The 4,006-nt window shown below is 68.9% G+C and carries 3 protein-coding genes; 2 read left to right on the forward strand and 1 reads right to left on the reverse strand.

All coding sequences use genetic code 11. The features are described from left to right. The first annotated feature begins 7 nt into the window (after positions 1-7). Both ACWDX9_RS60610 and ACWDX9_RS60615 read left to right on the forward strand, forming a co-directional pair. Positions 8-94, forward strand: coding sequence for a hypothetical protein (locus tag ACWDX9_RS60610; protein ID WP_319717862.1), 87 nt, complete (start codon positions 8-10; stop codon positions 92-94). A 266-nt stretch (positions 95-360) separates the two neighbouring features. Next, complete coding sequence (locus ACWDX9_RS60615) at positions 361-3,093, forward strand: glycosyl hydrolase family 95 catalytic domain-containing protein (RefSeq protein ID WP_449973003.1); 2,733 nt, start codon at positions 361-363, stop codon at positions 3,091-3,093. 82 nt (positions 3,094-3,175) lie between these two features. Here the strand turns inward: ACWDX9_RS60615 and ACWDX9_RS60620 are convergent. Next, positions 3,176-4,006: endo-1,4-beta-xylanase (locus tag ACWDX9_RS60620; protein ID WP_449973004.1), on the reverse strand; the 831-nt coding region annotated here is incomplete at its 5' end.

Raw genomic sequence — 4,006 nt, forward strand, 5'->3', positions numbered from 1 at the left:
CCTGGACGTGTCCGGATACGGCACCGCCAACGGCACCAAGGTGCAGATCTGGACCTGCACCGGCGCCACCAACCAGAAGTGGGCCCGCGCCTGACGGCCCGTGACAGCTGACCATGCGCCATCGCCGGGACGACTCATCGCCCCGGCGATGGCACGAGCACGTAGGTACCCGGTGCGGGGCCCGTGCTCGTACCCAACGGAGGCCGACTGGCCGCGAAACCCCCAAGGGATTGGAGAACCGAAATGGCTGATTTATCGCGAAGACAAGTGCTGAGATTCGGCGCGGTTGGAGCCGGTGGCGCGCTGTTACCCTTGCCATGGACGGCCGCGGCCCGGGCCGCGTCGGCGGCGCCTGCGGAGGTGAGAGCCGCGAACGACCTGGCCTTGTGGTACGACGAAAGCGCCGGCACGGAGTGGCTGCGTGCGCTTCCGATCGGAAACGGCCGCCTGGGCGCCATGGTGTTCGGCAACGTCGACACCGAACGGCTGCAGCTCAACGAGGACACCATCTGGGCCGGCGGGCCGTACGACCAGAGCAACACGAAGGGCGCGGCGGCGCTGGGGCAGATCCGGCAGCTGGTCTTCCAGAACCAGTGGAGCCAGGCCCAGACCCTGGTCGACCAGAACATGCTGGGCAACCCCTCGGCTCAGCTGGCCTACCAGCCCGTGGGCGATCTGCGACTGACCTTCGGCAGCGCCACCGGGGTTTCGGAGTACAACCGTTTCCTGGACCTGACCACGGCCACCACGACGGTGACGTACCTGCAGAACGGCGTACGGTACCGGCGCGAGGTGCTCGCGAGCGCGCCGGATCAGGTGATCGCCGTCCGCCTGACCGCCGACAAGCCCGGCTCGATCACGTTCTCCGCGACGTTCGGCAGCCCGCAGCGGACGACGCGGTCCAGCCCGGACGGCACGACGGTGGCGCTCGACGGCATCTCCGGCGACCAGAGGGGCCTGGCCGGCAAGGTCAGGTTCCTGGCGCTGGCCCGGGCCGTCGCCGAAGGCGGCAGTGTCAGCAGCTCCGGCGGCACCCTGCAGGTAAGGTCCGCCAACAGCGTGACGGTGCTGATCTCCATCGGCTCCAGCTACGTGAACTACAAGGACGTCAGCGGCGACTACCAGGGCATCGCCCGGCGCCATCTCGACGCCGCCGCCGGCAGGACCTACGACGACCTGCGCGGCCGGCACACCGCCGATTACCAGCGGCTGTTCGGGCGCACGACGCTCGACCTCGGCCGCACCCCGGCGGCCGACCAGCCGACCGACGTGCGGATCGCGCAGCACGCGAGCGGCAACGACCCGCAGTTCTCGGCGCTGCTGTTCCAGTACGGCCGTTACCTGCTGATCTCCTCCTCGCGGCCGGGCACCCAGCCCGCCAACCTGCAGGGCATCTGGAACGACTCGCTGACCCCGTCCTGGGACTCGAAGTACACCCTCAACGCCAACCTGCCCATGAACTACTGGCCGACCGACACGACCAACCTGTCGGAGTGCTACGAGCCGGTGTTCAGGATGATCAACGACCTCACGGTCAGCGGCGCCCGCACGGCCCGGGTGCAGTACAACGCCGGCGGCTGGGTGACCCACCACAACACCGACGGGTGGCGGGGCAGCTCGGTCGTCGACGGCGCGACCTGGGGCATGTGGCAGACCGGCGGCGCATGGCTGGCCACCATGATCTGGGACCACTACCTCTTCACCGGCGACCTCGACTTCCTCCGGCAGTACTACCCGGCGATGAAGGGGGCCGCGCAGTTCTTCCTGGAGACCCTCGTCGAAGAACCGACCCTCAAATATCTGGTCACGAACCCGTCGAACTCCCCGGAACTGACCCACCACGCGGGCGTCAGCGTCTGCGCCGGACCGACGATGGACAACCAGATCCTGCGGGACCTGTTCAACGGCTGCGCCAAGGCGAGCGAGCTCCTGGGCACGGACGCGAGCTTCCGGGCGCAGGTCCTCGCCGCCCGGGACCGGCTCCCGCCGATGAAGACCGGCTCACGCGGCAACATCCAGGAGTGGCTGTACGACTGGGTCGAGACCGAGCAGAACCACCGGCACATCTCCCACCTCTACGGCCTGCACCCCAGCAACCAGATCACCAAGCGCGGCACCCCCGCGCTGTACACCGCCGCGCGGCGGACCCTCGAACTGCGCGGTGACGACGGTACGGGCTGGTCGCTGGCGTGGAAGATCAACTACTGGGCGCGGATGGAGGAGGGCACGCGGGCGCACGACCTGATCCGCGCCCTCGTGACGACGGCCCGGCTCGCGCCCAACATGTTCGACCTGCACCCCCCGTTCCAGATCGACGGCAACTTCGGCGCGACGTCCGGCATCGCCGAGATGCTCCTGCAGAGCCACAACGGCGAGCTTCACGTCCTGCCGGCGCTCCCGGCGGCCTGGCCGAGCGGGAAGGCGCAGGGTCTTCGAGGGCGCGGCGGCTACACCGTGGACGCGACGTGGAGCTCCGGCGGGGCCACCGAGATCCTCATCAGGTTCGACCGTGACGGGACGGTCAACGTGCGCAGCCGGATCTTCGCCGGGACCTACCAGGTGGTCGACACCACGACCGGCGACACCGTCAGCGTCGCCAAACCCGAGAACGACGTCATCGGACTGACCGGCCAGGCCGGCCGTACGTACCGCATGACCGGGTCCGGCGGTCCCCCGCCGGCGACCTACGTGCGGATCACGAACGCGACCACCGGCCTGGCGCTGGACAGCGGCGGGAACGTCGCCTCCGGGGCGAACCTCAAGCAGTGGAACTGGGACGGCAGCACCAACCTGCAGTGGCAGCTCGTGGACCTGGGCGGCGGGTGGTACCGCATCGTCAACCGTACCAACGGCATGGTCGCCGACAGCTGGGGCAACACCGCCAACGGCGCCAACGCCAGGCAGGCGGCGTGGGGCGGCGGCAACAACCAGCAGTGGCGCCTCAACAGCACGGGCAACGGCCGCTACCAGATCATCAACCGCGGCACCGGCACGGCCCTCGACGGCATGGGCAACAGCACAGCCGGCTCCACCGTCGCCATGTGGACGCCGAACAACAGCACCAACAACCAATGGACCATCACGGGCGTGTGAGCCCGACGACGCTCGCAGACCTACGCGCTTCGCCGCAACCGGCCACCGGTTGCGGCGAAGTCATGGGCCTACCGACGCGGCTTCAGGAACGCCCGCTCCAGGTCCACTTCTGGTTGCCGCCGCCTGAGCAGTCGTACAGCTGGATCTGGGTGCCGTTGGCGGTGCCTGCGCCGACGGCGTCCAAGCAGCGTCCCGACTGCACACCGACGATGCTCCCGTCGGAGTTGACGCGCCACTTCTGGTTGTCGCCACCCCAGCAGCTGTAGATCTGCACCTTCGCGCCGTTCCCGGTGCCGCCGGCGTCCAGGCACTTGCTGCCGTACACCTTGATCTCACCCGCGGAGGTCGAGCTCCACTGCTGGTTGGACTGGCCGTTGCAGTCCCACAAGTGCAGCTGAGTGCCATCCGTGGTGCTGGCGCTCGGCACGTCCAGGCAGCGACCGGAGGCCACCCCCTTGATCTGGCCGTTGTCGCCGGGCGGCGTCGGGGTCACCGTGGGCGTGGGGCCGGGGTTGGCGGCGTTCAGGGCGTTGAGGACCGAGTCGTAGGCGGGCTTCTTGTTGGCGCCGTTGAACAGCAGCGGGCTGGCGCCGGCGCCGAGCCAGGAGTCCTGGTCGCGTACCCCCCACACCGTGATGCCGGCGCAGCGGGCCACCGCCAGGCAGTCGTTGGTCACGGCGGCGTAGGTCTGCGCAGAGCCGCCCTGGATGTCCAGCTCGGTGATCTGCACGTCCACCCCGAGGGCGGCGAAGCTGGAGATGGTGGTGCGGTAGTTGCTGTTGTACGGGCTGTTGCCGTTGAAGTGCGACTGCAGGCCGACGCAGTCGATCGGCACGCCGCGCTGCTTGAAGTCGCGGACCATGTTGTAGACGCCCTGCGTCTTGGCCCAGGTCCAGTTGTCGATGTTGTAGTC

The sequence above is a fragment of the Nonomuraea sp. NPDC003201 genome (assembly GCF_053590415.1).